Below are 25,055 nucleotides of genomic sequence, written 5' to 3' on the forward strand. Positions count from 1 at the left end.
CGCACTGCATCCGCCGGGACAGTCAGCGGTTGAAGCGTTCGGCCAGGCTGTGCAGGTAATCCGCCATTTCCTCCAGTTCACGGCTGATGGAGGCGCCCTGGTGCGCCTGAGCGGCGCTGTTCTCGGAGAGCTGAGCGATACGGGTGATCTGCTGGTTGATGTCCTCGGCCACGTGGCTCTGTTCCTCGGACGCCGCGGCCATCTGCTGACTCATCGAGGAAATACGCGTGACGGCGGCACTGATGCCTTCCAGCGCATTCTTCACCGCCTCCACGCTTTCCACGCTGCCCTTGGAAATCTCCTCCCCTCGCCCGGCGGTCACGACCGCCCGCTCGGCACCGGATCGCAAGGCCGAAATGATCTGATGGATCTGCTCGGTGGACTCACGGGTGCGTGAGGCCAGCGACCGCACTTCGTCGGCAACCACGGCAAAACCTCGCCCCTGCTCGCCAGCGCGCGCAGCTTCGATCGCCGCGTTCAGCGCGAGCAGATTGGTCTGCTCGGCGATCGAGGTGATCACGTCGGCGACACTGCCAATCGACTGAGTCGAGTTGGCCAGTTCGTTCACCGCATGGCCAATGTCATTGACCGCCTTGGCCATCTGCCGCATGGAATCCAGACTGCCCACGGCCAGGTCACGCCCCTCCCGGGCCAGACGATCCGCTTCGTCAGCAGCGTGCGAGGTGCTCTGCACGTTGTGCGTGACCTCCTGGATGGTCGCGGCCATTTCATTGATGGCGGTGGCCGACTGATCCGTCTCGGCACGCTGCTGGTCGAGCAGATTGGCGCCCGCGCTGGATACCGAGGCCGCCTCGGTGGCCCGCCGCTTGACGTTCTCGCCAGCGTCCTCCAAGCGAGTAAGCGCAGTCTGCAAGCGCGCCTCTTCGCTGAACATGGCCATGTCGAGCAGCGCCTGGGCGCCGCGGTTGTCGCTGTAGGTCAACGCCACCAGCTCACTAGTAAAGGCCTTGGGGTGATCATCGAGGGTACGCATGATCAGTGCCCGCGTGCGCTGCAACTGGTAGATGCCAAGCGCGATCATCAATGCAAAGGTAAAACCGATCAGCATCGCGCCACTCATGAAGGTTTCAGCGAACAGAATGATTGCGGCCACCAGGATCAATGGCCAGGAGCGCACCAGGCTGTAAGTCCAGCGCTCAACGGCAGGTACTGCCGGCTTGCCCTCGCGCAGGCGTGCATAGAGCTTCTCCGCCCTGCGCTTCTGCGCCTCTGTCGGTAGCGAGCGCACCGACTCGTAACCGACCATGCGCCCGCCTTCGTAAACGGGGGTGACATAGGCGCTGACCCAGTAGAAATCGCCATTCTTCGCGCGGTTCTTGACGATGCCCATCCAGGGCTTGCCCTGCTTGATGGTGTCCCACATATGGCCGAACACCCCAGGTGGCATGTCCGGGTGGCGCACCAGATTGTGCGGTTGACCAATCAGTTCTTCGCGCGTAAATCCGCTGATCTCGACGAATGCGTCATTGCAGTAGGTGATCCTGCTATCCATATCAGTCGTGGAGATAAGGCGTTCATCTGCTGGGAAGGTACGTTCCCGCTGGGTCACGGGGAGGTTCTGGCGCATGGAGGCGTCTCACGGAGGTGAAGGGTACTGCACTGCAGTAAGTAGTAGCACAGCGCCAGAGACGCGCTAATCGGCGATTAGTCGTAGCGGGTGCGACCGTCTTGTAAGGCTGTCGACCAAGCGGGCCGGGGCTTTAGCCCTCAACTCGCATTGAGTTGCGTCTTGAGCAGATCGCGGAAGGTCTGGATCAGCGGCTCACGTGAGCGCCCGCGACGAAGGATCAACGAAAATGGTGCCTGATAGCCGAAAGTCGCGGGCGATAACACACGCAAGCGCCCCTGATCCGCCCAGTGCTGGGCGTAATGCTCGGGCAGGTAGCCGATATAGGCGCCGGAGAGCACTAGAATCAGTTGCGCCTCCATCGATTCCACCGTCGCCGCACTGTGCTTGAAGCCATGACGAGCCAGCTCGGCCTGGCTCCAGTAGCCGCGGCCGACCATACGCTGCTGAGTGATCAGCTCGATGGGGATACGCCGCTGGTCGAATAGTGGGTGGCGCTCGCTGCAGTACAGCCAATGCTGTTCGCGATACAGCGGCTGGTAGACCAGGCCGTTCATACGTGTGGAGAAGGCGCCGATGGCCAGATCCAGACGGTTATCCAGAACCGCCAACTGCAGTTCGTAGGGGCTCATCACCGACAGGTGCAGGTGTACGCCTGGGTGTTCCTGGCTGTAGGCGCCGATCACCTCGGCCAGCGGCAGGGCCGGATCGCTGACGGTGGAGTCCAGCACGCCGAGGTTGAGGGTGCCGCGCAGCTCGCCCTTGAGCGCCGCCGAGTAGCGCTCGAAACCTTCCAGCTCACCGAGCAGGCGCAGGGTTTCCTGGTGGAACAGCTCACCCTTGCTGGTCAGGCTGAAACCACCACGGCCTCGATGACACAGCACGATACCCAGCTGGCTTTCCAGCTGGCTCATGTAGGTACTGATGGCCGAGGTCGACAGGTTCAGTTCCTGCTGCGCAGCAGCGAAACCCTGGTGACGCACCACGGCAACGAAGATTTTCAGCAGCTTCAGATCAGGCAAGGCAAAGGACATGAGGCACACAGCGGATGAACGGAACGCCAGTGTAGCGTCATGCAAGCACCGCAGATATCCAGGGAATGCGGTGCTCGGGCTCTTTCAGGAGCGGATTTATCCGCGATCATCGCGGCTGAAGCCGCTCCTACGCCCCAGCCAGGATAGTTCAGTAATTACTGAACTAAGTATTTGCTCAACGCGATTTAACCCATTCGCAGGCTGAGCCAACAATGCAGCCATAACCAGGCGCCGGCTCGAACCGGACGCCACCGGGCGATACACCACGCCCCTTTGCCAATCTGCCGCTGACCTTCGCCCTCTCCAGGAGACGGCCATGCGACTGGAAATTTTCCGCACCCTCTGGGGTTATCGCGGCAGTTGGCAGCAAGCGCTCGACGAGGCGCTCGGTGCCGGCTTCGACGGACTCGAAGCGCGTATCCCCGAGACCGCCGCGCAACGCGCCATCAATGCTCGCCTGCTGCGCGAGCAGAACATCCCCTATATCGCCACCCTGTTCACCTCCACCCCGGTGCTGCCACGTCAGAGCGACAGCCCGCAGGTACACCTCGAAGACCTGCGTATGAAGCTCGACTGGGCCGCCGAGCTCGGCCCACGACTGGTCAACGTGCTGCCCGGCAATGATCGCTGGGCACTGAGCGAGCAGGTCGACTTCTTTGCCCACGCCGTCGAGCTAGCCGATGCCAGTGACCTGAAGGTCTGCTTCGAGATTCACCGTGGCCGCTCGCTGTACAGCCCCTGGGTGACCCTCGACCTGATCCGCCAAGTGCCCGAGATGCGCTTCACCAGTGACATCAGCCACTGGCTGGTGACCTGCGAGCGCCTGCTCGACGACCCCGCCGACGACCTTTCCGCGTTTATCGAGCGGGTCGACCACATCCAGGCTCGCGTGGGCTACGACCAAGGCCCGCAGGTGCCGCACCCCGGCGCCCCGGAATACGCCGAGGTACTGGCCTTCCACCAGCGCCACTGGGAAAGCATCTGGAGCAGCCAGGAAAAACGCGGCCTGCAGACCACCACGCTAACCCCCGAGTTCGGCCCCGACGGCTACCTGCACCACCTGCCCTTCACCGACGTGCCGGTGGCCGACCTGTGGCAGCTCAACCTGTGGATGGCGCGCTGCGAGCGCCAGCACTTCCACCGTTTCACCAGTCGCTGAGGAGCCGTGATGAACACCAACGCCAAGCATTTCACCGAAATCCCCGTGGTCGACATCGCCGGCCTGTTCAGCAGTGATCCGGCCGCGCGCCTGGCCGTGGCCGAGAACCTGGGCCGCGCCGCCCGCGAGGTGGGTTTTCTCTACATCAGCGGCCACGGCATCGAGCAGGCGCTGATCGACGGCCTGCACCGTGCCGCCGAGGACTACTTCGCCCAGCCGCTGGACGACAAGATGCGCCATTACATCGGCGCCTCGGTCAGCCACAAGGGCTTCGTGCCCGAGGGCGAGGAGCGTTACGGCACTGGCAAGCCGGATCACAAGGAAGCCTTCGACATCGGCTTCGAAGTCCCCGCCGACAATCCTCTGGTACTGGCTGGCACGCCGCTGTTGGGGCCAAACGACTGGCCCACCCTGCCCAATTTCAAGGAAGCGGTGCAGGCCTACTACGCGCGCATCTTCCAGCTTGGCCGCACGCTGTTTCGCGGCTTCGCCCTGGCCCTCGGCGTGCCGGAAAACACCTTCGACGAGATGGCCAACTTCCCGCCGTCGAAGCTGCGCCTGATCCACTACCCCTTCGATGGCGACGCCCAGGACGCCCCCGGCATCGGCGCCCATACCGATTACGAGTGTTTCACCATCCTGCTCGCCGACCGCCCGGGGCTGGAGGTGATGAACGACCTCGGCCAGTGGATCGACGCACCGCCGCGCGAAGGCACCTTCGTCGTCAACATCGGCGACATGCTCGAGGTGATAAGCGCCGGCACCTTCGTCGCCACCTCGCACCGCGTGCGCAAGGTCAGCCAGGAGCGCTATTCGTTCCCCTTCTTCTATGCCTGCGACTACCACACGCAAATCCGCCCGCTGCCGCAGTTCGAGGCCACCGGCCAGAGCTACGAAACCATCAGCATCGGCGAGCACATGTGGAGCCAGGCGCTGCAGACCTACCAATACCTCAAGAAGCGCGTCGAGGACGGCCAATTACAGTTGCCCGAACGCGCCCGCGCACCGTCGAGCTTCGGCCACCTGAAGCACCAACCGAGCGCGCTGTGACCTTCCCTAAGAAGCCCCCTCTGCCAACACAAAAAACTGATCCGGAGATACGCACAATGGCAAACCCTACCCCGCTGCGCAGCACCGCCCTGGCCCTGGCCTGCACACTTGCCGGCCTGTTCGCCACAGCCCACGCCGCCGATACGCCCAAGACCCTTGCCAGCGGCGAGCTGAAGGTGGGCATGGAAATTACCTACCCACCGTTCGAATACTACGAAGGCGACCAGGTGAAGGGCTTCGACCCGGAAGTGTCGGCCGCCCTGGCCAAGCGTCTGGGCCTGGAGGCGAGCTTCAGCGACATCACCTTCCCCAACCTGATCCTCGGCCTCGACGCCGGCCGCTTCGACACCATCATCTCCGGCATGTACATCCTCCCCGAGCGCCTGGAGAAGGCCGACGCCATCCCCTACGCCAAAACCGGCGCAGCGATCATGGTACGCAGCGACGCCGAGAAGAAACCGGCCACCCCCGAAGAGCTGTGCGGCCTGACCGTCGGCCTGCAGCAGGGCACCTCGTGGATTCCCGCCCTGCAGAAAGTCTCCGACGGCTACTGCAAGGAACAGGGTGCCGGCGCCATCACCATCAACCAGTACCCGACCACCTCGGAAACCTCCCAGGCGTTGCTCTCCGGCCATATCCAGGCGCACCTGGAGATCGACGCCGCCTCGCTGCTGATCGTCGAAAAATCCCGTGGCCGCATCGCTATCAGTTCCAAAGGTTCGATCTACCCGCAGGTGCTGGGCATCTACGTGAAGAAGGGCAACAAGCAGTTGCTCGACGCCCTGAAAGCAGCGCTGGACGAGTTCAAGGCCAGCGGCGAGTACAGCGAACTGCTGAAGAAATACAACCTGGAAGAAGCCTGAAACCAACCCGTGGATGAGCCTTATGGCTCATACACGGGCGCTGCATGGCATGACCGCTTCACCCCGCTGGCCGGTACTCGCTCCGGCCAGCGGCCTTTTTTCGGCTTGAGTCGCAGGTGCCCCATATGCCGTTCGAATGGAGCTATTTCTTCTCCCTGTTTTCCATGCCGGCCTTCTGGGCCGCATGCTGGACGGTGGTCAAACTCAGCAGCCTGGCCTGGCTGCTCGGCCTGGTGCTGGGCTTCGGCCTGGCCAGCGCCAAACAGGCCAACAGCCGCTGGCTCAGCGCGCCCGCTGCAATCTACGTGTGGTTCTTTCGCAGCGTACCGCTGCTGGTGCTGCTGATCTTCGTCTACAACCTGCCGCAGCTCATCCCGGCCAGCGGCAAGGTGTTGTCGAACCCCTTCTATGCCGGCCTGTTCGCCCTGGTGCTGACCGAAGCGGCGTACATGGCGGAGATTCACCGTGGCGGCCTGCTTTCGGTGGCCAAGGGCCAGCGCGAGGCGGCCCGTGCCCTCGGCATCGGCCGGCTCGGCGCGCAGCGGTTGATCGTGGTGCCGCAGGCCTTCCGCATCGCCCTGCCGACCCTGACCAACGAGTACGTCACCATCGTCAAGCTGACCTCGCTGGTCTCGGTGATCTCACTCAGCGAGCTGCTGCTGGTCGGCCAGCGCCTCTATGCGCAGAACTTTCTGGTGCTGGAAACCCTCGGCGCGGTGGCGGTGTACTACGTGCTGATCGTCAGCCTTTTTGGCTGGGGCCTGCAGTACCTGGAGCGTCATCTCGACCTTGGCCGACGTAAACCGAGCACCCTGGGTGAGGCCAAGATGACCGAGCTGCGCAGCAGCCTGCCGCAGGTGACGGCCGGCAGCGCGCAGATTCGCCAGCCCGGCGCTCCGGCTGCGTTGTACCTGAGCAACATCCACAAGCACTATGGCGATCACCATGTGCTCAAGGGCATCGACCTGAGCGTGCAGCCCGGCGAGGTGATTTCCATCATCGGCCCGTCCGGCTCCGGCAAGACCTCGCTGATTCGCACCATCAACGGCCTGGAAAGCATCGACGAAGGCGAGATCGTGCTATTTGGCGAGTCGTTCATCCAGGCCGGCGACCGCCCCGAGAACCGCCGCCAGCGCGAAGGCGTGCGGCGCATCGGCATGGTGTTTCAGAGTTTCAACCTGTTCCCGCATCGCACCATCGTCGACAACGTGCTGCTCGCGCCGCGCTACCACGGCCTGGGCGAGACCGCCGACCTGCGCCAGCAGGCCCTGGCGCTGCTGGACAAGGTCGGCCTGCTGGCCCATGCCGACAAATACCCGCACCTGCTCTCCGGTGGTCAGCAGCAGCGCGTGGCCATCGCCCGCGCCCTGGCGATGAAGCCGGACATCATGCTGTTCGACGAGCCCACCTCGGCGCTCGACCCGGAACTGGTGGGCGACGTGCTCGCGGTGATCCGCGACCTGGCCCGCGAGGGCATGACCATGCTGATCGTCACCCACGAGATGGACTTCGCCCTGTCGATTTCCGACCGAGTGCTGTTCATGGAAAACGGCCACGTCCAGCTCGACGCCTCACCCGACGCCATCCGCACCGGCAATCACGAACGCGTACGCCGCTTCATCGGCCTGGAGAACGCATGAACGACATCGCCACCCTGCGCCGCGACCTGGCCGCGGCCTACCGCCTGGCTGCCCTGTTCGGCTGGGACGACACGCTATACACGCACTTTTCCGTACGCCTGCCGGGCGCTGGCGAGCCGCGCTTTCTGATCAATCCGTTCGGCCTGTTCTTCGAGGAGATTCGCGCCAGCGACCTGATCGTGGTGGACATGCATGGCCAGGTGGTCGAGGGCAATGCCGACTACAACGTTGCCGGTTTCACCATCCACAGCGCCGTGCACATGGCCCGCGATGACGCCCACTGCGTGATCCACACCCATACCCTGGCCGGCATGGCGGTGGCCGCTCAGGATCATGGCCTGCTGCAACTCAACCAGATCAGCACCGAATTCCACGGGCGCCTGGGCTACCACGCCTATGAAGGCGTGGCGCTGGATCTGGACGAACGCGTGCGCATCCAGGCTTCGCTGGGCGACAACATCGCCCTGCTGCTGCGCCACCACGGCCTGCTCAGCGTCGGCGCCAGCGTGGCCGATGCCTTCTATGTCATGCATTACCTGAACCGCGCCTGCGAGATCCAGCTTGCCGCCACCGGCGGCGGCCAGCCCTGCAGGGAGATCCCGGCGCACCTGGCGCAGCACGCCTGCGAGCAGTTACAGGGCGCCGAATGGCAACGTCAGCTGATCTGGCAGGCCTGGTTGCGCAAGCTCGACCGCCTCGATTCTAGCTACCGCTTGTAGGGCGGGTGCAACCCGCCGCATAGGGATGGCGGGTTGCACCCGCCCTACAGCCGCCCAGAAACGGGCACGCCATAAGTTCAAAAAATCCTGAACTAAGTTTTTGCCACCACTGATTCTTCCCGATACCTGACTGGCCGAGAATCCGGCCACAACCAGAACGAGCCTGAGGCCTACCCATGGACAATACCTTTCACCAGCCCCTGGGCGGCAATGAAATGCCCCGCTTCGGCGGCATCGCCACCATGATGCGCCTGCCCCATATCCAGAGCCCCGAGGAAAAACGCCAGCTCGACGTCGCCTTCGTCGGCGTGCCGCTGGACATTGGCACCTCGCTGCGCTCCGGCACCCGCTTCGGCCCGCGCGAGATTCGCGCCCAGTCGGTGATGATCCGCCCGTACAACATGGCCACCGGCGCCGCCCCCTTCGACTCGCTGAACGTGGCCGACATCGGCGACGTGGCGATCAACACCTTCAACCTGCTCGACGCCGTACGCATCATCGAAGAGGCCTACGACGAGATCGTCGAATTCGGCATCAAGCCGCTGACCCTGGGCGGCGACCACACCATCACCCTGCCGATCCTGCGTGCCCTGCACAAGAAGTACGGCAAGATCGGCCTGGTGCATGTCGATGCCCACGCCGACGTGAACGACCACATGTTCGGCGAGAAGATCGCCCACGGCACCACGTTCCGCCGCGCCCAGGAAGAAGGCCTGCTCGACAGCGAGCGCGTGGTGCAGATCGGCCTGCGTGCGCAGGGTTATACCGCCGAGGACTTCAACTGGAGCCGCAAGCAGGGTTTCCGCGTGGTGCAGGCCGAAGAGTGCTGGCACCAGTCGCTGGCGCCGCTGATGGCCGAAGTGCGCGAGAAAGTCGGCGGCGGCCCGGTGTACCTGTCCTTCGACATCGACGGCATCGACCCGGCCTGGGCGCCCGGCACCGGCACCCCGGAGATCGGCGGCCTGACCACCATCCAGGCGATGGAGATCATCCGCGGCTGTCAGGGCCTGGATCTGATCGGCGGCGACCTGGTCGAAGTCTCCCCGCCCTACGACACCACCGGCAACACCTCGTTGCTCGGCGCCAACCTGCTCTACGAAATGCTCTGCGTGCTGCCCGGGGTTCAACGCCGCTAAGGCGCCTCCCCCCAACCCGGCGCCTCGCCTGAGCGCCGGGTAGATCCTTGCTGCTCAGGCCACAACAACTACAAGAACTGGAGAGCCAACATGGCTTTAGATCTATTCGTCGTTCTGCTCTACGTCGCTGCCATGCTCGCGCTCGGCTGGTACGGCATGCGCTGCGCCAAAACCCGTGAAGATTATCTGGTCGCCGGCCGCAACCTAGGCCCTGGCTTCTACCTCGGCACCATGGCCGCCACCGTGCTCGGCGGCGCTTCCACCATCGGCACGGTACGCCTCGGCTACGTGTACGGCATTTCCGGCTTCTGGCTGTGCGCCGCGCTGGGCCTGGGCATCGTCGGTATCAGCCTGCTGCTGGCCAAACCGCTGCTGAAACTGAAGATCTACACCGTCACCCAAGTGCTGGAGCGCCGCTACAACCCGACCGCACGCCACGCCAGCGCCGTCATCATGCTGGTCTACGCGCTGATGATCGCAGCCACCTCGACCATCGCCATCGGCACCGTGATGCAGGTGCTGTTCGGCATGCCGTTCTGGGTCGCCATCCTGGTCGGCGGCGGCATCGTGGTCGCCTACTCGACCATAGGCGGCATGTGGTCGCTGACGCTCACCGATATCGTCCAGTTCCTGATCATGACCGTCGGCCTAGTGTTCATCCTCATGCCGCTGTCGATCAGCGATGCCGGCGGCTGGGATGCCCTGGTCGCCACCCTGCCGGCCAGCTACTTCTCCTTCACCAGCATCGGCTGGGACACCATCGTCACCTACTTCCTGATCTACTTCCTCGGCATCTTCATTGGCCAGGACATCTGGCAACGCGTGTTCACCGCACGTAGCGAACGTGTCGCCCGCATCGCAGGCACCACCGCCGGCCTGTACTGCGTGCTTTATGGCCTGGCCGCCGCGCTGATCGGCATGGCCGCCAAGGTGCTGCTGCCTGAGCTGGACAACGTCAACAACGCCTTCGCCAGCATCGTCCAGCACAGCCTGCCGGACGGCGTCCGTGGACTGGTCATTGCCGCCGCCCTGGCCGCCCTGATGTCCACCGCCAGCGCCGGCCTGCTGGCGGCTTCGACTACCGCCGCGCAGGATCTGTGGCCGCTGTTCGGTGGCCGGGACGAGGACGGCGACGTGCACAAGAACCGCGTGTTTACCCTGCTGCTCGGCGTCGTCGTATTGGCCATCGCCCTGGTCGTCAGTGACGTGATCAGCGCCCTGACCCTGGCCTACAACCTGCTGGTCGGCGGCATGCTGGTGCCCCTGCTGGGCGCGATCTACTTCAAGCGCGCAAGCACCTTCGCCGCCACCCTCAGCATGCTGTGCGGCAGCCTGACTGCGGCGCTGTTCATGTTCCTCGACGGCCTGGATGCCAATACGCCGATCTACTACAGCCTGGCGGTCGGCACCGCGACCTTCTTCGTCGCCAGCCTGCTGTCGCCACGTAGCGCAGCAGTCAGCCATGCGCTCTGAAACGCCTCATGCAATGCCCGCCCTCGGGCGGGATTCGGCGAAGGTGATGCACTCACCTTCGCCCCTTTATCTGTCCCGTGCGGAAGGAAGCAGCCCATGACCACCTGCGGCGAATTTCTCGTCAGGCAACTCGAAGCCTGGGGTGTCGACACCGTGTTCGGCATTCCCGGCGTGCATACCGTGGAGCTCTACCGTGGCCTGCCGGCCAGCGGCATCCGCCATGTCACCCCACGCCACGAACAGGGCGCCGGTTTCATGGCTGACGGCTACGCGCGCGTCTCGGGCAAGCCGGGCGTGTGCTTCATCATCACCGGGCCGGGGATGACCAATATCCTCACCGCCATGGGCCAGGCCTACGCCGACTCGATCCCGATGCTGGTGATCTCCAGCGTCAACGAGCGGTCGCGCCTGGGCCTGGGCAAGGGCTATCTGCACGAATTGCCCAACCAGCGGGCGATGACGGCAGGCGTCACTGCCTTCAGTCACACCCTGATGAGCGTCGAGGAACTGCCCGGTGTGCTGGCCCGTGCCTTCGCCGTATTCGAGGGTGAGCGGCCGCGCCCGGTGCATATCGAGCTGCCGCTGGACATCATCACCGCCGACGCTACGCACATGCCTCTGGCGCCGCGACCGATGCTGCGCCGCCCGGCACCGAACCGCACGCTGATCCGCGAGGCCGCCGGGCTGCTCAAGCAGGCTGAGCGCCCCTTGCTGCTGCTCGGCGGTGGCTGCGTTAGCGCCGAGGCCGAAGCCCGCGCCCTGGCCGCCGCATTGGACGCCCCTACCGCGCTGACCATCAATGCCAAGGGCCTGCTACCGCCGGGCCATCCGCTGCTGCTGGGCAGCAACCAGTCGCTGCGCCCGGTGCGCGACCTGGCGCTGGAGGCCGACGTGGTATTGGCCATCGGCACCGAGCTGGGCGAGACCGACTACGACGTGGTGTTCGACGGCGACTTCCGCCTGCCCGGCCGACTGATCCGCATCGACATCGACGCTCAGCAGCTGCAGCGCAATTTCACCCCACACCTGGCCATTCAGGGCGATGCGCGGGTGGCCATGCGCATGCTACTGGCCGAGTTCGATCCGCGCGGGCCCAATGCAGAAAGCCCTGGCGCCCAGCGTACGGCCGCCGTACAGGCGCGGCTCGATGAAGAATTAGCGGGCTGGACGCACTACCGCCAGTTGTTCGACTGCATCCTCGATGCGCTGCCCGATGCCCGCTTCGTCGGCGACTCGACGCAGACCGTGTACAGCGGCAACCATCTGGTCGAACTGGACGGCGCGCGGCGCTGGTTCAATGCCTCCACCGGCTACGGCACCCTCGGCTACGGCCTGCCGGCAGCCATCGGCGCCAAGCTGGCCGAACCGACGCGACCGGTGATCAGCCTGATGGGCGATGGCGGCATCCAGTTCACCCTCGCCGAGCTGGCCAGCGCCGTGGAAGCGCGGGTCGGCATTATCGTCCTGCTGTGGAACAACGCCGGCTATGGCGAGATCAAGCGCTACATGCAGCGCCGCGATATCACCCCGATTGCCGTCGACATTTACACCCCGGATCTGCTGGCCATCGCCCGTGGTTTTGGCTGCGCCGCCGAGCGTGCGCGCGACCACACCCATCTGGCCGAGCTGCTGCGTAGCGCGCCTGAAGACCGTCCCTTGATCATCGAAGTGCAGGAGGCTGCGCCCTTTCATCCCTGATTACATTGATCGCGGCTAAAGCCCCTCCCACAGGGGAGCCTCGCTTTGCGTGGGAGGGGCTTTAGCCGCGACATCCCGCACCCGGACTGCATCCGGCTACGGGCATAACCACAAGACTCAGCTGCATCACTGACTGCCGTACCAACAACATCAATAATCAAGCATCGGAGAGTCGTTCCATGTTCAAGAATCTCAGCCAGCATTTCGGCCAGGACGGCCTTGCCCCTACCGACCAGGCGCATCGCAGTCTCGGCCTGGGCGGCACCATCGCCCTGTGGCTGGGCGCCAACGTGGTGGTCACCACCATCCTCACCGGCATGCTGCTGGTGCCGGATCTGAAATTCACCCAGGCCATGCTCATCGTGCTGATCGGCTCGGGCATCGGCATCCTGCCACTGGTGCTGGTCGGCCTGATGGGTCAGCGCTCGGGGCTCACCACCATGGTGCTGGCACGCGGCAGCTACGGCTCGCGCGGCGCCAAGCTGCCGTCGCTGGTCAACCTACTGACCCTGCTGGCCTGGAGCTGGATCCAGGCGCTGCTGGCGGGCATGAGCCTCAACTACGCGGTGGAGCACCTGACCGGTTACTCCAACCTGCCGCTGTTCACCATCCTCTGCGAAACCCTGGTGCTGCTGATTGCCCTGCGCGGCCACCTGGGCATCGAGCGGGTCGAGCGCTGGGCCGCCATCGGCATGCTCCTGCTGGCCGGTGCGGTGTTCTACGTGATGGGGCAGAAATTCGAGTTCGGCAGTCTCCTGGCCATGCCCACCGAGCCGCGTAACGAGATCACCCCCGGTGTCGCCTTCGATATCGTCATCGCCACCGCCTTCTCCTGGATTCCGCTGGCCGCCGACTACAACCGCAACTGCCGTAGCCAGGGCGTGGCGGCGGTCGGCACCTGGGCCGGCTATGTCGCCGCCACCCTGCTGGCCATGGGCCTGGGCGCCACGGTATCGGGCTTCTCGGTGCTCACTGGCATGGAACAGACCTATGACCCGGCGGTGCTGCTGGCCGGTTTCGGTTTCGGCTTGCCGGCAGCCATCGTGGTGTTCCTCTCGGTGATGACCACCAACGTCATGTGTGTCTACAGCGCCTCGCTGTCGTACCTCAACATCAGCCCGAAAACCCCGTTCTGGAAACCGGCACTGGCCATCGGCGTGCTGTCGATCCTCGGCTCGCAGATCCCCGGCATCCTCGACAATTTCCAGAGTTTCCTGCTGGTGATCGGCAGCGTGTTCATCCCGGCCTTCGCCGTGCTGATCGCCGACTACTTCCTGATCCACAAGGGCGACTACGCGGTGGACGAACTGCTCAGCGAAGACGGCGGCCGCTACCGTTACCTGAACGGCTTCAACCCGGCGGCCTTCGTTGCCTATGGCCTGGGCGCGGTGCTGGCCTACTACTGGGGCTGGGTCTCGCCGCTGGCCTGGGGGGCTTCGCTGCCGGTGTTCCTGATTACCGCTGCCAGCTACGCGGTATTGCGTCGCTGGGTGCTGGTGCCGCGAGCACAGCTGGCGTAGCGTGATGACAATCGTGGCGGGTTGCACCCGCCCTACCCGCCATACGAATCTGTAGGGGCGGGTGCAACCCGCCAATGAGGCAAGTCCCCGTCATGAAAATCGTCAGTCGCGACCGCTGGTTCGAGGTGGAACACCGCCACGACGGCATCTGCCTGATCCACGAGCCTTACGTGCGTCCCTTCTACCGCTGCAACATGTGGCATGTGCAGGGGCGCGAACATGACGTGCTGATCGACTCCGGCTCCGGCCTGGTCAGCCTGCGCGAGCAACTGCCCTGGCTGACTGAAAAACCGCTGCTGGCGGTGGCCAGCCACTGCCACTTCGACCATATCGCCGGGCATCACGAATTCGATGAGCGTCTGGTGCATCCAGCCGAGGCCGACATTCTGGCCGCGCCGGACGGCACCAATACCCTGGCGACGGACTTCGTCGGCGACGACATGTTCGAGGCGCACCCGGATTGCCCGCTGTGCTACGCCGAATACCGCGTGCGAGCGGCGCCGGCCACGCGCCTGATCGAAGATGGTGACGTGCTGGATCTGGGCAATCGGGTTCTGCAGGTGCTGCACACACCCGGCCATTCACCGGGTGGCATCAGCCTGTGGGAAGCGAGTACGCAGACGCTGTTTTCCGGCGACATCCTCTACGACGGCCCGCTGATCGAGGACGCCTACCATTCGAATCTGGAGGATTACGCGCACAGCCTGACGCGCCTGCGCGAACTACCGGTATGCACCGTACACGGCGGGCATTTCGCGAGTTTTTCGGGGCAGCGGATGCACGAGCTGATAGACGCCTGGTTCGACGCCCATCGGCTCGCCTGAAAAGCTTCAGCGGCGCTGACGCGCTTCGCGCCGCAGGCGCTCCTGCTCGGCCTCGCTGATACGAATGGGCTGGGGCTGCGGGACGAGGCCAAGGGCCTGTAGCAGGGCTTGCAGTTGTTCTTGCAGCTTGGCGAGCATGGATACTACCTCCTGCCAAGTTGAGGGAAGAGCCCGCCGGGCTCACCTAACAGACCGTTGAAAAACTACCTGCGTTGGCAATACTGCGTTAAAAACGTCCTCAAAATGCTCATTTACAACACGTAAACTGCGCTTTTTCGGCCGTTTTTGCCTTGTCTTGCCTGCCTCGCCGACGTTTTTAAACGGTCTGCTAACAGATTAGGTCTGCCAAGGCGGATTTCAACCAGGCCCGGTCAAATTACCGGGCTCTTGCGTCGATACGGGAAGACGTCGATCACCTTGCCTGCACGAATCGCTTCCTGCAATTGCTTCCAGTAATTGGCGTCATAGAGATTGCCATGCAGCTTGCTGAATAGCTGACGCTGCTTGATATCGGCAAACAGGAACGGCGGAAACTCCTCGGGGAACACGTCCATCGGCCCCACCGAGTACCAGGGCTCCGAACTCATCTCATCCTCGGGGAAACGCGGTGGCGGAATGCGGCGGAAATTCACCTCGGTGAGAAAGCAGATCTCGTCGTAGTCGTAGAACACCACACGGCCATGGCGGGTAACGCCGAAGTTCTTCAGCAGCATGTCGCCGGGGAAGATGTTGGCCGCTGCCAGTTGCTTGATGGCCAGGCCGTAATCGTCCAGCGCCTCGCGCACCTGTGGCTCGTTGGCGCTTTCCAGATAGAGGTTGAGCGGGGTCATGCGCCGCTCCGTCCAGCAGTGGCGGACCAGCACGGTATCGCCCTCCACCACCACGGTCGAAGGCGCCACCTCCAGCAGCTCGGCCAGGCATTCCGGCTCGAACTTGGCCCTGGGGAAACGGAAATCGGCGAACTCCTGGGTATCGGCCATGCGCCCTACCCGGTCGACACTTTTCACCAGGCGGTACTTCTCGATCACCGTGTTGCGATCCACCGTCTTGGCATGGGCGAAACGATCCTTGATGATCTTGAATACGGTGTTGAAGCCCGGCAGGGTGAACACGCTCATGACCATGCCGCGCACACCCGGCGCCATGATGAAACGGTCGTCGGTGCTGGCCAGGTGGCCGATCAGCGCGCGGTAGAACTCCGATTTGCCGTGCTTGTAGAAACCGATCGAGGTGTACAGCTCGGCAACGTGCTTACCCGGCAGGATGCGCTTGAGAAAGCCGACGAACTCGGCGGGAACAGCCACGTCGACCATGAAATAGCTGCGGGTGAAGGAGAAGATGATCGACACCTGCGCCTCGTCGGTGATCGCCGCATCGGCCTGGATGCCTTGACCTTCCAGATGCAACAGGGGAATCGCCAGCGGCCACTGTTCATCGCGGGTATAGATGCGCCCGATCAGGTAGGCGCCCTTGTTGCGATAGAGCACCGAAGAGAACAGCTCGATGCACAGCTCGGGATCCTTGCACACCCAATCCGGCAGGCTGGCACGCAGCTGTTCTTCCAGACGTTGCAGATCGCGCGGCAGGTCTTGGTAGGGCACGTCGAAACGATAGTCGTCGAAGATCGCCTGCAGGGTCGCACCCAACTCACCCATGGGCCGGTAGCTGCGGGTCTGGGCGCCACCCGGACGGCCGCGCAACGATGGCCGAGTGGTATGGATGAACATGCAGCCGTCGCTGATCAGGTCATGACTGAACAGGCTGCAGAAGATCGAGTTGAACCAGGTCTCTGCCAGCTCATCGTCGAAACGCAGGTCGATCAGAGTGATGTAGGCACTTTTCACCAACGGCCACTGGCCCACCTCCAGCAATCCGGCTTCGAAGCCCTGCTGCAGCCGATCACGGGTCTGCGCCACCTTCTCTTCGTACAGATTGATGCGCGCCGCCGACGCTTGCTGCGCAGCCTGCCACTGCGCGTGCTCGAAACGGGCACGGGCGCCATCGGTGATCAGCCGAAACTGCTCGCGATAGTCATCGAAACCCTCGAGGATCAACTGAGCGATCTCGCCAGCCGGCCAGTGCTGTCCCATTACCCATGCCTCGTCCGCCATGATCAGCCGAGCTTAGCCGACAACATGGGGCTCGATGCAATCGGCAATCGCCCGTCGCGGCTAAAGCCCCTCCCACGCGCTCCTGCGACAATGCCCTGTGCAGGCATTCAAAAGCGCAATGTGGATTGCCAGCGTCTCGCCCAGCGGCAACACTCTCGCCCCCACCCTGCCGGATACTTCGCCTTGCGTACCGCCGACCTCTTCCGCCTGTTGCTGCTCGCCGCCATCTGGGGCGCCAGCTTCCTCTTCATGCGCGTTGCCGCGCCGGTACTGGGCAGCATGCCAACCGCCTTCTTCCGTGCCAGTTTCGGCACGCTGGGTTTGCTCGCTGTACTCCTGCTGCTGAGAACGGGCTGGGATTTTCGCGGCAAGTTTCGCATCTGCCTGGTGCTCGGCGTGATCAACGCCGGCCTGCCCTCGGCCATGTACTGCCTGGCGGCGCTGATCCTGCCAGCCGGTTATTCGGCGATCTTCAACGCCACCACGCCGCTGATGGGCGTGCTGATCGGTGCGTTGTTCTTCCATGAGGGCATTACCCAGAGCAAGGCCACGGGCGTGTTCATCGGCCTTTTAGGGGTGGCGGTGCTGACCCGCACCGGCCCGGTGGCCTTCGACCTGCAGCTGTTGCTGGGCGCCGGCGCGTGCCTGGTGGCCACCACCTGCTATGGCTTCGCCGGTTTCCTGACCCGGCGCTGGATCGGCCAGCAAGGCGGCCTGGATAACCGCCTGACCGCCTTCGCCAGTCTGCTTGGCGCCAGCCTGTTCCTGCTGCCACTGCTGGCCGGCAGCTTGGCCCTGCAGCCACCAGCAAGCTGGGGTGGTATCGAGGTATGGCTGTCGCTGGCCGGTCTCGGCCTGCTGTGCACGGCCTTCGCCTACGTGCTGTATTTCCGCCTGCTGGCCGATATCGGCCCGATCAAGGCCAGCACCACCACATTTCTGATTCCGCCATTCGGCGTGCTGTGGGGCGCGTTACTGCTGGGCGAGCCACTGAGCTGGGACTACCTGCCCGGCTGCGTGCTGATCGCCCTGGCCCTGTGGCTGGTAGTGCGCCCGAGCGTGGCAAAAACGTAGCCCGGATGAAATCCGGGAAACAAGCGATGAAAAACCAGAGGCCTTGCGGAACCACGAACCTGTAGGAGCGGCGCCCCGCCGCGAATCTGGGCAGCGCGAACTCGAATAGCGTCGCCCCGAGGCGGGGCTCCTACGAAAAGCGGCCATTCAGAACGGGTGGATCGCGCTTTATCGATCCACCCAAGCGGTGGATGTGAAAAGCGACATCCACCCTACGCCTGCACCTACTTACTGCTGCAGCTCCTGCTCGGTGAACATGTCGCTGAACAACATGCTCGACAGGTAACGCTCACCGGAGTCCGGCAGGATCACCACGATGGTCTTGCCCTGCATTTCCGGCCTCTCCGCCAGGCGCACGGCCGCCATCATCGCTGCACCACAGGAAATGCCGCAGAGAATGCCCTCTTCGCGCATCAGGCGCAGGGCCATGGACTTGGCATCGTCATCATTGACCTGCTCGACCCGGTCGACCATGGCCAGGTCGAGGTTCTTCGGCACGAAGCCGGCGCCAATGCCCTGGATCTTGTGCGGCGCCGGCTTGACCTCATCACCGGCCAGGGTCTGGCTGATCACCGGCGAGCCCACCGGCTCCACCGCCACCGAGAGGATCGGCTTGCCCTGGGTCTGCTTGATATAGCGCGAAACACCGGTGATGGTGCCGCCGGTGCCGACGCCAGAGACCAGCACGTCGATGGCGCCATCGGTATCACGCCAGATTTCAGGACCGGTGGTCTTCTCGTGGATGGCCGGGTTGGCCGGGTTTTCGAACTGCTGCGGCAGAAAGTAATCGGGGTTGGCGGCAACCAGCTCGTTGGCCTTCTCGATGGCGCCCTTCATGCCCTTGGCCGGCTCGGTCAGTACCAGCTCGGCTCCGAGGGCCTTGAGCACCTTGCGTCGCTCCAGGCTCATCGACGCCGGCATGGTCAGAATCAGCTTGTAGCCGCGCGCGGCAGCGACGAAGGCCAGGCCGATGCCGGTGTTGCCCGAGGTCGGCTCGACGATGGTCATGCCCGGCTTGAGCACGCCGCGATCCTCGGCATCCCAGATCATGCTGGCGCCGATGCGGCACTTCACCGAATACGCCGGGTTACGGCCTTCGATCTTGGCCAGGATGGTCACGCCTTTCGGGCCCAGGCGGTTGATCATCACCAGCGGCGTGTTGCCGATGGCCTGGGCGTTGTCTGCGAAGATACGACTCATGATGGAAGTCCTTGCGGGCAGGAAAAGCTCCAAGCCTATGCCGCGGCCTGACGCGCGTCCAGCCAGCAGACCGAAAGCAGGGTGACTCGCCATTCAGTGACTGAATACTGCGTCTGCGTTCACAGCCACCAAAGCAGCGCGTTATAGTCGCGTTCTGAATTTTTGCTGCGGGCCGGCCCCGCGCGTTACCGTTCCGAGGATTTTCCGATGAAGTTCGAAGGCACCCAGTCCTACGTCGCCACCGACGACCTCAAGCTCGCGGTCAACGCCGCCATCACCCTGCAGCGCCCGTTGCTGGTCAAGGGTGAGCCGGGTACCGGCAAGACCATGCTCGCCGAGCAACTGGCCGAGGCCTTCGGCGCCCGCCTGATCACCTGGCACATCAAATCCACCACCAAGGCACACCAGGGCCTCTACGAATACGATGCGGTCAGCCGCCTGCGCGACTCGCAGCTCGATTCCGACAAGGTTCACGACGTTCGCAACTACATCAAGAAAGGCAAACTGTGGGAGGCGTTCGAGTCCGACGAACGCGTGATCCTGCTGATCGACGAGATCGACAAGGCCGACATCGAGTTCCCCAACGACCTGTTGCAGGAACTCGACAAGATGGAGTTCTACGTTTACGAGACCGACGAGACGATCAAGGCCAAGCAGCGCCCAATCATCATCATCACCTCGAACAACGAGAAGGAGCTGCCGGACGCCTTCCTGCGTCGCTGCTTCTTCCACTACATCGCCTTCCCTGATCGCGACACGCTGAAGAAGATCGTCGACGTGCACTACCCCAACATCAGCGGCGAGCTGGTGGCCGAGGCGCTGGACGTGTTCTTCGACGTGCGCAAGGTGCCGGGCCTGAAGAAGAAGCCCTCGACCAGCGAGCTGGTCGACTGGCTCAAGCTACTGATGGCCGACAACATCGGCGAAGCCGTGCTGCGCGAACGCGACCCGACCAAGGCCATCCCGCCGCTGGCTGGTGCGCTGGTGAAGAACGAGCAGGACGTACAGCTACTCGAGCGCCTGGCCTTCATGACCCGCCGAGCATCCCGATAAACGGGCGGCTGCGCGTCGGCCAGCGCCTTTGTAGGGTGGGTTAGCGAAGCGTAACCCACCAACCAGCCGCCAGGCTGGCAAGCATGATGCCGACGGCATCAACGGATAATTCCGAGGGCACAGATAAATGCTGCTCAACCTGTTCAACGAAATGCGCGCGGCCAAGGTGCCGGTGTCGGTGCGCGAGTTGCTCGACCTGATCAACGCGCTCAAGCACAACGTCGTGTTCGCCGACATGGACGAGTTCTACTACCTGGCACGGGCGATTCTGGTCAAAGACGAACGCCACTTCGACAAGTTCGACCGCGCCTTCGGTGCCTACTTCAATGGCCTGCAGAACCTCAACCAGCACATCGAGGCGATGATTCCCGAGGAGTGGCTGCGCAAGGAATTCGAGCGCCTGCTGACCGACGAGGAAAAGGCGCAGATCCAGAGCCTCGGCGGCCTGGACAAGCTGATCGAGGAGTTCAAGAAGCGCCTCGAAGAGCAGAAGGAAAAGCACGCCGGTGGCAACAAGTGGATCGGCACCGGCGGCACCAGCCCGTTCGGCTCCGGCGGTTTCAACCCGGAAGGCATTCGCGTTGGCGATGCCGGCAAGCGCCAGGGCAAGGCCGTCAAGGTGTGGGATCAGCGCGAGTACAAGAACCTCGACGATCAGGTCGAGCTGGGCACGCGCAACATCAAGGTGGCGCTGCGCCGCCTGCGCAAGTTCGCCCGTCAGGGTGCGGCCGAAGAACTGGATCTGGACGGCACCATCGACCACACGGCGAAAGACGGCGGTCTGCTCAACATCCAGATGCGCCCGGAGCGCCGCAATACGGTCAAGCTCCTGCTGCTGCTGGATATCGGCGGCTCGATGGACGCCCACGTCAAGGTCTGCGAGGAGCTGTTCTCGGCCTGCAAGACCGAGTTCAAGCACCTGGAGTATTTCTACTTCCACAACTTCATCTACGAGAGCGTGTGGAAGAACAACCTGCGCCGCACCAGCGAACGCACCTCGACGATGGATCTGCTGCACAAGTACGGCGCCGACTACAAGGTGGTGTTCGTCGGCGACGCAGCCATGGCGCCCTACGAGATCACCCAGGCGGGCGGCAGCGTCGAGCACTGGAACGAGGAAGCCGGCTACGTCTGGATGAAGCGCTTCACCGAGAAGTTCAAGAAGATCATCTGGATCAACCCCTACCCCAAGGACACCTGGAACTACACCGCCTCCACCGGCCTGGTACGCGAGCTGATCGAAGATCGCATGTACCCGCTGACCCTGCAGGGCCTGGAAGACGGGATGAAGTACCTGTCCAAGTAAGCCCGCCCACAACGAAAAACGCCGCGAATCCTTTACAGGGTTCGCGGCGTTTTTATGGGTTCGAACTCAGCGCTTGTCGGCGTCATCCGGCTTGTTCAGATCCATCACCGTCTGCGCAGGCGCCTGCAGCGGTTCTTCCGGCTTGCTCTCGGCAGCCGCTGCCACGGGCGCGACCGGAGCACTGGCTTGTTCGCTCACGTCTTCCTTCTTGCGCAGGCCCAGGCGCTTGCCCAGCCAGCCGAACAGCAGCACCGGCACGATCCAGAACTTCTTCAACAGCACCAGCAGCATGGCCAGCAGACCGGTCTTGGCGGCTACCTTGCCGGCCACCAGCGCGCCCAGACCATAGGCGGCGACGGTGTCCAGATCGGGGTTGAACTCGGCGTAGCGCTGGCCCGGATTGAATTCGGTCGCAGCCAGTACCGCCGGCACATTGGCTTCGATTTCGGCCAGTTGATCCATATTGGCGACGAAGTTCAGCACCAGTACGCCCTTACGGCCCAGCACGCGAATGTTGTAGTTGAGGGTGTTGGTGTCGCTGTCGCCGAACTTCAGCTCCTTGGCCCAGTGCAGCTTCTTGCCTTCGGCGTCATAGCGCGGCTCGGCGGCCCAACCAATCAGTTGCACCGTCTCGTAGCCGTTTTCCTCACGCCAGGCGTTGGACTCGCGCATGTCGGCCTTCATGTCCTTGAGCATGTCGGCGTAGTCGATATCAGCGGCGTCCTCGTCGGATACGTAGCCGCTCTCTTCGTACTCGACCGTCACACCCCAGGACTCGTCGGCCAGCGGCGAAATGCCAGCCGGCAGGATCATGCCCAGCGGCGGGACGTCATCCGGCGGGTTGCCCCAACCGTCAACCAGCAGGCGCTGAGCGTTCTCGCTATCGAGAAACACCAGCGAGTCGGGCAGGTTGAGGGTCGCAAGATCATTGCCCAGCACAATGCGGCCGTGCTGGAAGTTCAGGCTGGCGACGAAGGCCTCCGGGTCGATGCCCTGTACACCTTCATCGGCCTGTACGCTTTCTTCGACGACGCTGTCCTCGGCTGGCGCATCATCAGCGTGAGCAAAAGACAGGAATGGTAGGAAGGCGGCCAATGCGGCAGCCAGGATCGAATCCTTGATCGACATGGAAACTCCATAACGGCGGGGTGGGTAAATGTAACGAGGCGTTACATTACCACGGCTCGATCCGGCCACAGGCGAACCAGCGCAACTTTTTGCGACCCGCCCGCCATCGCGGCCTGCTGTTTTCTGCGATTAGCGCCAGTGCCGCTGCTGCGTGCGACGTGTACGCCCGGCACCAAACATCCAGCCAACAGCCAGCGCCAGAAGCTCCATGCACCAGGCCAGCAGAAAGGCACTGATTACGCCCCAGGTAATGGCGCCAGGGGTCAGCAGTACCTGATAGCGGTAGGCGTCGAGGGTTTCCTTGAACAGTTCGGTATCCGCTCCGGTCGCCAGATGCCAGGCCTTGGCAAGCTCGCCGCCCTGCATGGCCTGCCATTCCTCGTCGAGCAAGGCCGCACGCTGCACCAGGTTGCCGACGCTGCGGGCGTCGCTCTGCATCACTGGATCGTTGCTGACGCGATAGTGCGCTACCAAGGCATCCAGATCGCCTTTGAAGAAACGCTGCGCCGTGTCACGGAAGCCCTGCAGGCTCTGCTGCGACTCCAGCCGGTGCGCCTCGACACGCTTGGCGTAGTCGTCGATGAAACCCGGCACCTGAACGCCGGCCAGCAGGCCTATCGCGAACAGCACCAACCGCAGGTAACTTCTGAACATCCTTCCCTCCCGAGGAATTTCCACGCGCTATCGATCAGGCCTTACCGCTGGCGATGCACTCGCCACGACGCCAGAGCCGCCATTCGCCCGGCTGATACAGCGACCATTGCTCGTTATCCGTTAAAGGCTCGGTGGCAACCACGGTGACCACGTCGTTGGGCGTGGTTTCCGCCTGGAAGTCCACCTTCAGATCAGCATCCTTCAGTTGCGCCGGCCCAAAGGGCGCACGCCGGGTGATGTGCGCCAGCTTGCTCGAGCAGAAGCTGAACAGCCAGTCGCCATCGCTGAGCAGGCAGTTGAACACGCCAAGTTGACGATAACTGGCGCAAGCGGCCACCAACACCGGCAGCAGCACCTCGACGCCAACCGGCTCGGGGAAGGCGCGGCGCACGCGGTTGAGCAGATCGCAGAACGCCGCCTCGCTATCGGTATCACCCACCGGGCGATAGAAGCTCTGTGCCCCGACCAACCCAGCCAACTGACCGTTGTGCGCGAAGCACCAATGCCGCCCCCAGAGCTCACGGCTGAAGGGATGGGTGTTGACCAGGCAGACCTGGCCGACATTGGCCTGGCGGATATGGCCGATCACCACCTCGCTCTTGATCGGGTAGCGTTGCACCAACTGCGCCACCTCCGATTCACTGCTCGCACGCGGATCCTGGAACAGGCGCAAGCCGCGCCCCTCGTAGAAGCCGATGCCCCAGCCGTCACGGTGCGGGCCAGTACGGCCGCCACGCTGCATCAGCCCGGTGAAGCTGAAGACGATATCGGTGGGGACATTGGCGCTCATGCCGAGCAGTTCGCACATTATTCAGCTCTCCTCAGCCAAGGCCCGGCGCAGGCATTGGGCTTCATTCGACAGGCGCGCCTCGAGACGCTTGCGTCCACCCGGCAGGAAACGCACCAGCAGACGCCAGATCAGCGCCGGCAAGTCGCCTGGGCGACGCGGAATCAGATGCAGATGTACATGGGGAACGTGCTGGTTGGCGTCCGGGCCGTCGTTGATCAGCAGATTGATCCCCGCGCGGCCATACCCTGCACGTCGCAGCGCCGCCGCAACCCGTTCGGACAACGCCAGCAGCCGGTCACGCACCGCTGGCGGCAGGTCACGCAAAAAAGGCGCATGCACACGGCTGACGATCAACACATGGGCCGGGCGCATCGGGAAGATATCCAATAGCACCATGAAGTCGTCGTCCTCGTACAGACGATGGGCCGGCAATTCCTGCTCGGCGATAGCACAGAACACACACGCCATGGTGACCTCCTGTCCACGAGGTCACCATGCTGAACGCCTGCCTGAACAGGCGCAAGGGGCGCAGTGCTAGATACGCGGCTCCAGACGACCGCCGCGCTCACGGGCATAGCCTCGCGGCAGCGGTTCATCCTCGTCATCTTCCATGCGTTCACGCAGGGTTCGCGGATCTTCGTGACCGGTCTCGCCACGCTCATCCCGGCGCCCTTGCCACCAGCGCTCGATAGGCCAGCGGATGGCGACGAACACCAGGTACACGGCAAAGGCGATCAGTGCATAGAGAGTGAGATCGGCGACCGCCCGCCAGGCGTTGTTGCCGACCTTGAGCAGCACATCCATGGCGGTGATGGCGATGGCCGGGGCGAAGAGCTCGCGCGCCGGATCGACGATGGTCGGGCTGAACAGCAGGACGGCCACCATTACGCGCAACGGCTCGCGGGCATAGCGCCACATCCAGCGGGTCATGCGCATCCATACCAGCAGGCAACCCAGGGCTGCGAAGCCATAGGCGGCCCAGGCCAGGAGGTAGTCGTTTTCGTTCATCATAAGCAGGGCCGGCGTGGCAGGTCT

At 63.6% G+C, this 25,055-nt stretch carries 23 protein-coding genes and 1 pseudogene; 13 read left to right on the top strand and 11 right to left on the bottom strand.

Annotated features, from left to right (window positions below):
* Positions 1–22: 22 nt before the first annotated feature.
* From VC352_RS07985 to VC352_RS07990, 3 genes and pseudogenes are all read right to left on the bottom strand, one after another.
* The gene (locus VC352_RS07985; RefSeq protein WP_416340126.1) at positions 23–1,042 is read right to left on the bottom strand and encodes a methyl-accepting chemotaxis protein; all 1,020 of its coding nucleotides are present in this window, start codon (positions 1,040–1,042) and stop codon (positions 23–25) included.
* Between the two features lie 267 nt (positions 1,043–1,309).
* Positions 1,310–1,588 (bottom strand): annotated as a pseudogene (locus VC352_RS25365) (PAS domain-containing protein); the annotation flags it as partial.
* 140 nt (positions 1,589–1,728) lie between these two features.
* Complete coding sequence (locus tag VC352_RS07990) at positions 1,729–2,622, bottom strand: LysR family transcriptional regulator (protein ID WP_322979047.1); 894 nt, start codon at positions 2,620–2,622, stop codon at positions 1,729–1,731.
* A gap of 316 nt (positions 2,623–2,938) precedes the next feature.
* Here VC352_RS07990 and VC352_RS07995 point away from each other — a divergent pair, with 316 nt between their 5' ends.
* From VC352_RS07995 to VC352_RS08040, 10 genes are all read left to right on the top strand, one after another.
* Entirely contained in the window at positions 2,939–3,781 is an 843-nt protein-coding gene (locus VC352_RS07995; protein ID WP_322979048.1) for a sugar phosphate isomerase/epimerase family protein, read from the top strand.
* A 9-nt stretch (positions 3,782–3,790) separates the two neighbouring features.
* Positions 3,791–4,831: an isopenicillin N synthase family dioxygenase gene (locus VC352_RS08000; RefSeq protein ID WP_322979049.1), complete on the top strand. Its 1,041-nt coding sequence runs from the start codon at positions 3,791–3,793 to the stop codon at positions 4,829–4,831.
* A gap of 56 nt (positions 4,832–4,887) precedes the next feature.
* Positions 4,888–5,694 (top strand): ABC transporter substrate-binding protein, encoded by an 807-nt coding sequence (locus VC352_RS08005; protein WP_322979050.1) that lies wholly within the window; start codon positions 4,888–4,890, stop codon positions 5,692–5,694.
* Positions 5,695–5,819: 125 nt separating this feature from the next.
* On the top strand, positions 5,820–7,334 hold the full coding sequence (locus VC352_RS08010; RefSeq protein ID WP_322979051.1) for an amino acid ABC transporter permease/ATP-binding protein: 1,515 nt from the start codon (positions 5,820–5,822) through the stop codon (positions 7,332–7,334).
* Positions 7,331–8,053: a class II aldolase/adducin family protein gene (locus VC352_RS08015; protein WP_322979052.1), complete on the top strand. Its 723-nt coding sequence runs from the start codon at positions 7,331–7,333 to the stop codon at positions 8,051–8,053. Before VC352_RS08010 ends, VC352_RS08015 begins: the two co-directional genes overlap by 4 nt.
* 176 nt (positions 8,054–8,229) lie before the next feature.
* On the top strand, positions 8,230–9,189 hold the full coding sequence (speB, locus tag VC352_RS08020) for an agmatinase (protein WP_322979053.1): 960 nt from the start codon (positions 8,230–8,232) through the stop codon (positions 9,187–9,189).
* Between the two features lie 90 nt (positions 9,190–9,279).
* Positions 9,280–10,662: a sodium:solute symporter gene (locus tag VC352_RS08025; RefSeq protein ID WP_322979054.1), complete on the top strand. Its 1,383-nt coding sequence runs from the start codon at positions 9,280–9,282 to the stop codon at positions 10,660–10,662.
* 96 nt (positions 10,663–10,758) lie between these two features.
* On the top strand, positions 10,759–12,360 hold the full coding sequence (locus VC352_RS08030) for a 5-guanidino-2-oxopentanoate decarboxylase (protein WP_322979055.1): 1,602 nt from the start codon (positions 10,759–10,761) through the stop codon (positions 12,358–12,360).
* Between the two features lie 179 nt (positions 12,361–12,539).
* Complete coding sequence (locus VC352_RS08035) at positions 12,540–13,880, top strand: cytosine permease (protein ID WP_322979056.1); 1,341 nt, start codon at positions 12,540–12,542, stop codon at positions 13,878–13,880.
* Between the two features lie 92 nt (positions 13,881–13,972).
* Complete coding sequence (locus VC352_RS08040; RefSeq protein ID WP_322979057.1) at positions 13,973–14,704, top strand: MBL fold metallo-hydrolase; 732 nt, start codon at positions 13,973–13,975, stop codon at positions 14,702–14,704.
* Positions 14,705–14,710: 6 nt separating this feature from the next.
* On the opposite strand, the gene VC352_RS08045 is transcribed toward VC352_RS08040, so the two are convergent.
* Together VC352_RS08045 and aceK are read right to left on the bottom strand one after the other, a co-directional pair.
* On the bottom strand, positions 14,711–14,842 hold the full coding sequence (locus VC352_RS08045; RefSeq protein WP_017362870.1) for a PA1414 family protein: 132 nt from the start codon (positions 14,840–14,842) through the stop codon (positions 14,711–14,713).
* Between the two features lie 233 nt (positions 14,843–15,075).
* Positions 15,076–16,794 (bottom strand): bifunctional isocitrate dehydrogenase kinase/phosphatase, encoded by a 1,719-nt coding sequence (gene aceK / locus VC352_RS08050; protein WP_322979058.1) that lies wholly within the window; start codon positions 16,792–16,794, stop codon positions 15,076–15,078.
* Between the two features lie 204 nt (positions 16,795–16,998).
* On the opposite strand from aceK, the gene VC352_RS08055 reads away from it, so the two are divergent.
* Entirely contained in the window at positions 16,999–17,889 is an 891-nt protein-coding gene (locus VC352_RS08055) for a DMT family transporter (RefSeq protein WP_322979059.1), read from the top strand.
* 228 nt (positions 17,890–18,117) lie between these two features.
* On the opposite strand, the gene cysK is transcribed toward VC352_RS08055, so the two are convergent.
* A complete protein-coding gene (gene cysK, locus VC352_RS08060) occupies positions 18,118–19,089 on the bottom strand; it encodes a cysteine synthase A (RefSeq protein WP_322979060.1) in 972 nt (323 codons plus the stop codon).
* Positions 19,090–19,296: 207 nt separating this feature from the next.
* Here cysK and VC352_RS08065 point away from each other — a divergent pair, with 207 nt between their 5' ends.
* Together VC352_RS08065 and VC352_RS08070 are read left to right on the top strand one after the other, a co-directional pair.
* Positions 19,297–20,142 carry an AAA family ATPase gene (locus VC352_RS08065; RefSeq protein WP_277700451.1) on the top strand — a complete coding sequence of 282 codons (846 nt, stop codon included), beginning with the start codon at positions 19,297–19,299 and terminating at the stop codon, positions 20,140–20,142.
* 127 nt (positions 20,143–20,269) lie between these two features.
* Complete coding sequence (locus tag VC352_RS08070) at positions 20,270–21,448, top strand: VWA domain-containing protein (RefSeq protein WP_322979061.1); 1,179 nt, start codon at positions 20,270–20,272, stop codon at positions 21,446–21,448.
* A 66-nt stretch (positions 21,449–21,514) separates the two neighbouring features.
* On the opposite strand, the gene VC352_RS08075 is transcribed toward VC352_RS08070, so the two are convergent.
* The 5 genes from VC352_RS08075 to VC352_RS08095 form a co-directional block, all read right to left on the bottom strand.
* Positions 21,515–22,576, bottom strand: coding sequence for a DUF2167 domain-containing protein (locus VC352_RS08075; RefSeq protein WP_322979062.1), 1,062 nt, complete (start codon positions 22,574–22,576; stop codon positions 21,515–21,517).
* A 129-nt stretch (positions 22,577–22,705) separates the two neighbouring features.
* Positions 22,706–23,230: a DUF2937 family protein gene (locus tag VC352_RS08080; RefSeq protein WP_322979063.1), complete on the bottom strand. Its 525-nt coding sequence runs from the start codon at positions 23,228–23,230 to the stop codon at positions 22,706–22,708.
* Positions 23,231–23,264: 34 nt separating this feature from the next.
* The gene (locus VC352_RS08085) at positions 23,265–24,038 is read right to left on the bottom strand and encodes a class II glutamine amidotransferase (protein WP_322979064.1); all 774 of its coding nucleotides are present in this window, start codon (positions 24,036–24,038) and stop codon (positions 23,265–23,267) included.
* Positions 24,039–24,041: 3 nt separating this feature from the next.
* Entirely contained in the window at positions 24,042–24,488 is a 447-nt protein-coding gene (locus VC352_RS08090; RefSeq protein ID WP_322979065.1) for an HIT family protein, read from the bottom strand.
* Between the two features lie 66 nt (positions 24,489–24,554).
* Positions 24,555–25,031: an MFS transporter gene (locus tag VC352_RS08095; protein WP_322979066.1), complete on the bottom strand. Its 477-nt coding sequence runs from the start codon at positions 25,029–25,031 to the stop codon at positions 24,555–24,557.
* Between the last annotated feature and the right edge of the window lie 24 nt (positions 25,032–25,055).

The organism is Pseudomonas sp. C11, from assembly GCF_034683865.1.
GTDB lineage: Bacteria > Pseudomonadota > Gammaproteobacteria > Pseudomonadales > Pseudomonadaceae > Aquipseudomonas.

Bases quoted from the DNA above. Each gene is read 5' to 3' on its own strand.
- VC352_RS07985 (WP_416340126.1), bottom strand. From the start codon at position 1,042: ATGATCGCGCTTGGCATCTACCAGTTGCAGCGCACGCGGGCACTGATC.
- VC352_RS07990 (WP_322979047.1), bottom strand. From the start codon at position 2,622: ATGTCCTTTGCCTTGCCTGATCTGAAGCTGCTGAAAATCTTCGTTGCC.
- VC352_RS07995 (WP_322979048.1), top strand. From the start codon at position 2,939: ATGCGACTGGAAATTTTCCGCACCCTCTGGGGTTATCGCGGCAGTTGG.
- VC352_RS08000 (WP_322979049.1), top strand. From the start codon at position 3,791: ATGAACACCAACGCCAAGCATTTCACCGAAATCCCCGTGGTCGACATC.
- VC352_RS08005 (WP_322979050.1), top strand. From the start codon at position 4,888: ATGGCAAACCCTACCCCGCTGCGCAGCACCGCCCTGGCCCTGGCCTGC.
- VC352_RS08010 (WP_322979051.1), top strand. From the start codon at position 5,820: ATGCCGTTCGAATGGAGCTATTTCTTCTCCCTGTTTTCCATGCCGGCC.
- VC352_RS08015 (WP_322979052.1), top strand. From the start codon at position 7,331: ATGAACGACATCGCCACCCTGCGCCGCGACCTGGCCGCGGCCTACCGC.
- speB (WP_322979053.1), top strand. From the start codon at position 8,230: ATGGACAATACCTTTCACCAGCCCCTGGGCGGCAATGAAATGCCCCGC.
- VC352_RS08025 (WP_322979054.1), top strand. From the start codon at position 9,280: ATGGCTTTAGATCTATTCGTCGTTCTGCTCTACGTCGCTGCCATGCTC.
- VC352_RS08030 (WP_322979055.1), top strand. From the start codon at position 10,759: ATGACCACCTGCGGCGAATTTCTCGTCAGGCAACTCGAAGCCTGGGGT.
- VC352_RS08035 (WP_322979056.1), top strand. From the start codon at position 12,540: ATGTTCAAGAATCTCAGCCAGCATTTCGGCCAGGACGGCCTTGCCCCT.
- VC352_RS08040 (WP_322979057.1), top strand. From the start codon at position 13,973: ATGAAAATCGTCAGTCGCGACCGCTGGTTCGAGGTGGAACACCGCCAC.
- VC352_RS08045 (WP_017362870.1), bottom strand. From the start codon at position 14,842: ATGCTCGCCAAGCTGCAAGAACAACTGCAAGCCCTGCTACAGGCCCTT.
- aceK (WP_322979058.1), bottom strand. From the start codon at position 16,794: ATGGGACAGCACTGGCCGGCTGGCGAGATCGCTCAGTTGATCCTCGAG.
- cysK (WP_322979060.1), bottom strand. From the start codon at position 19,089: ATGAGTCGTATCTTCGCAGACAACGCCCAGGCCATCGGCAACACGCCG.
- VC352_RS08065 (WP_277700451.1), top strand. From the start codon at position 19,297: ATGAAGTTCGAAGGCACCCAGTCCTACGTCGCCACCGACGACCTCAAG.
- VC352_RS08070 (WP_322979061.1), top strand. From the start codon at position 20,270: ATGCTGCTCAACCTGTTCAACGAAATGCGCGCGGCCAAGGTGCCGGTG.
- VC352_RS08075 (WP_322979062.1), bottom strand. From the start codon at position 22,576: ATGTCGATCAAGGATTCGATCCTGGCTGCCGCATTGGCCGCCTTCCTA.
- VC352_RS08080 (WP_322979063.1), bottom strand. From the start codon at position 23,230: ATGTTCAGAAGTTACCTGCGGTTGGTGCTGTTCGCGATAGGCCTGCTG.
- VC352_RS08085 (WP_322979064.1), bottom strand. From the start codon at position 24,038: ATGTGCGAACTGCTCGGCATGAGCGCCAATGTCCCCACCGATATCGTC.
- VC352_RS08090 (WP_322979065.1), bottom strand. From the start codon at position 24,488: ATGGCGTGTGTGTTCTGTGCTATCGCCGAGCAGGAATTGCCGGCCCAT.
- VC352_RS08095 (WP_322979066.1), bottom strand. From the start codon at position 25,031: ATGATGAACGAAAACGACTACCTCCTGGCCTGGGCCGCCTATGGCTTC.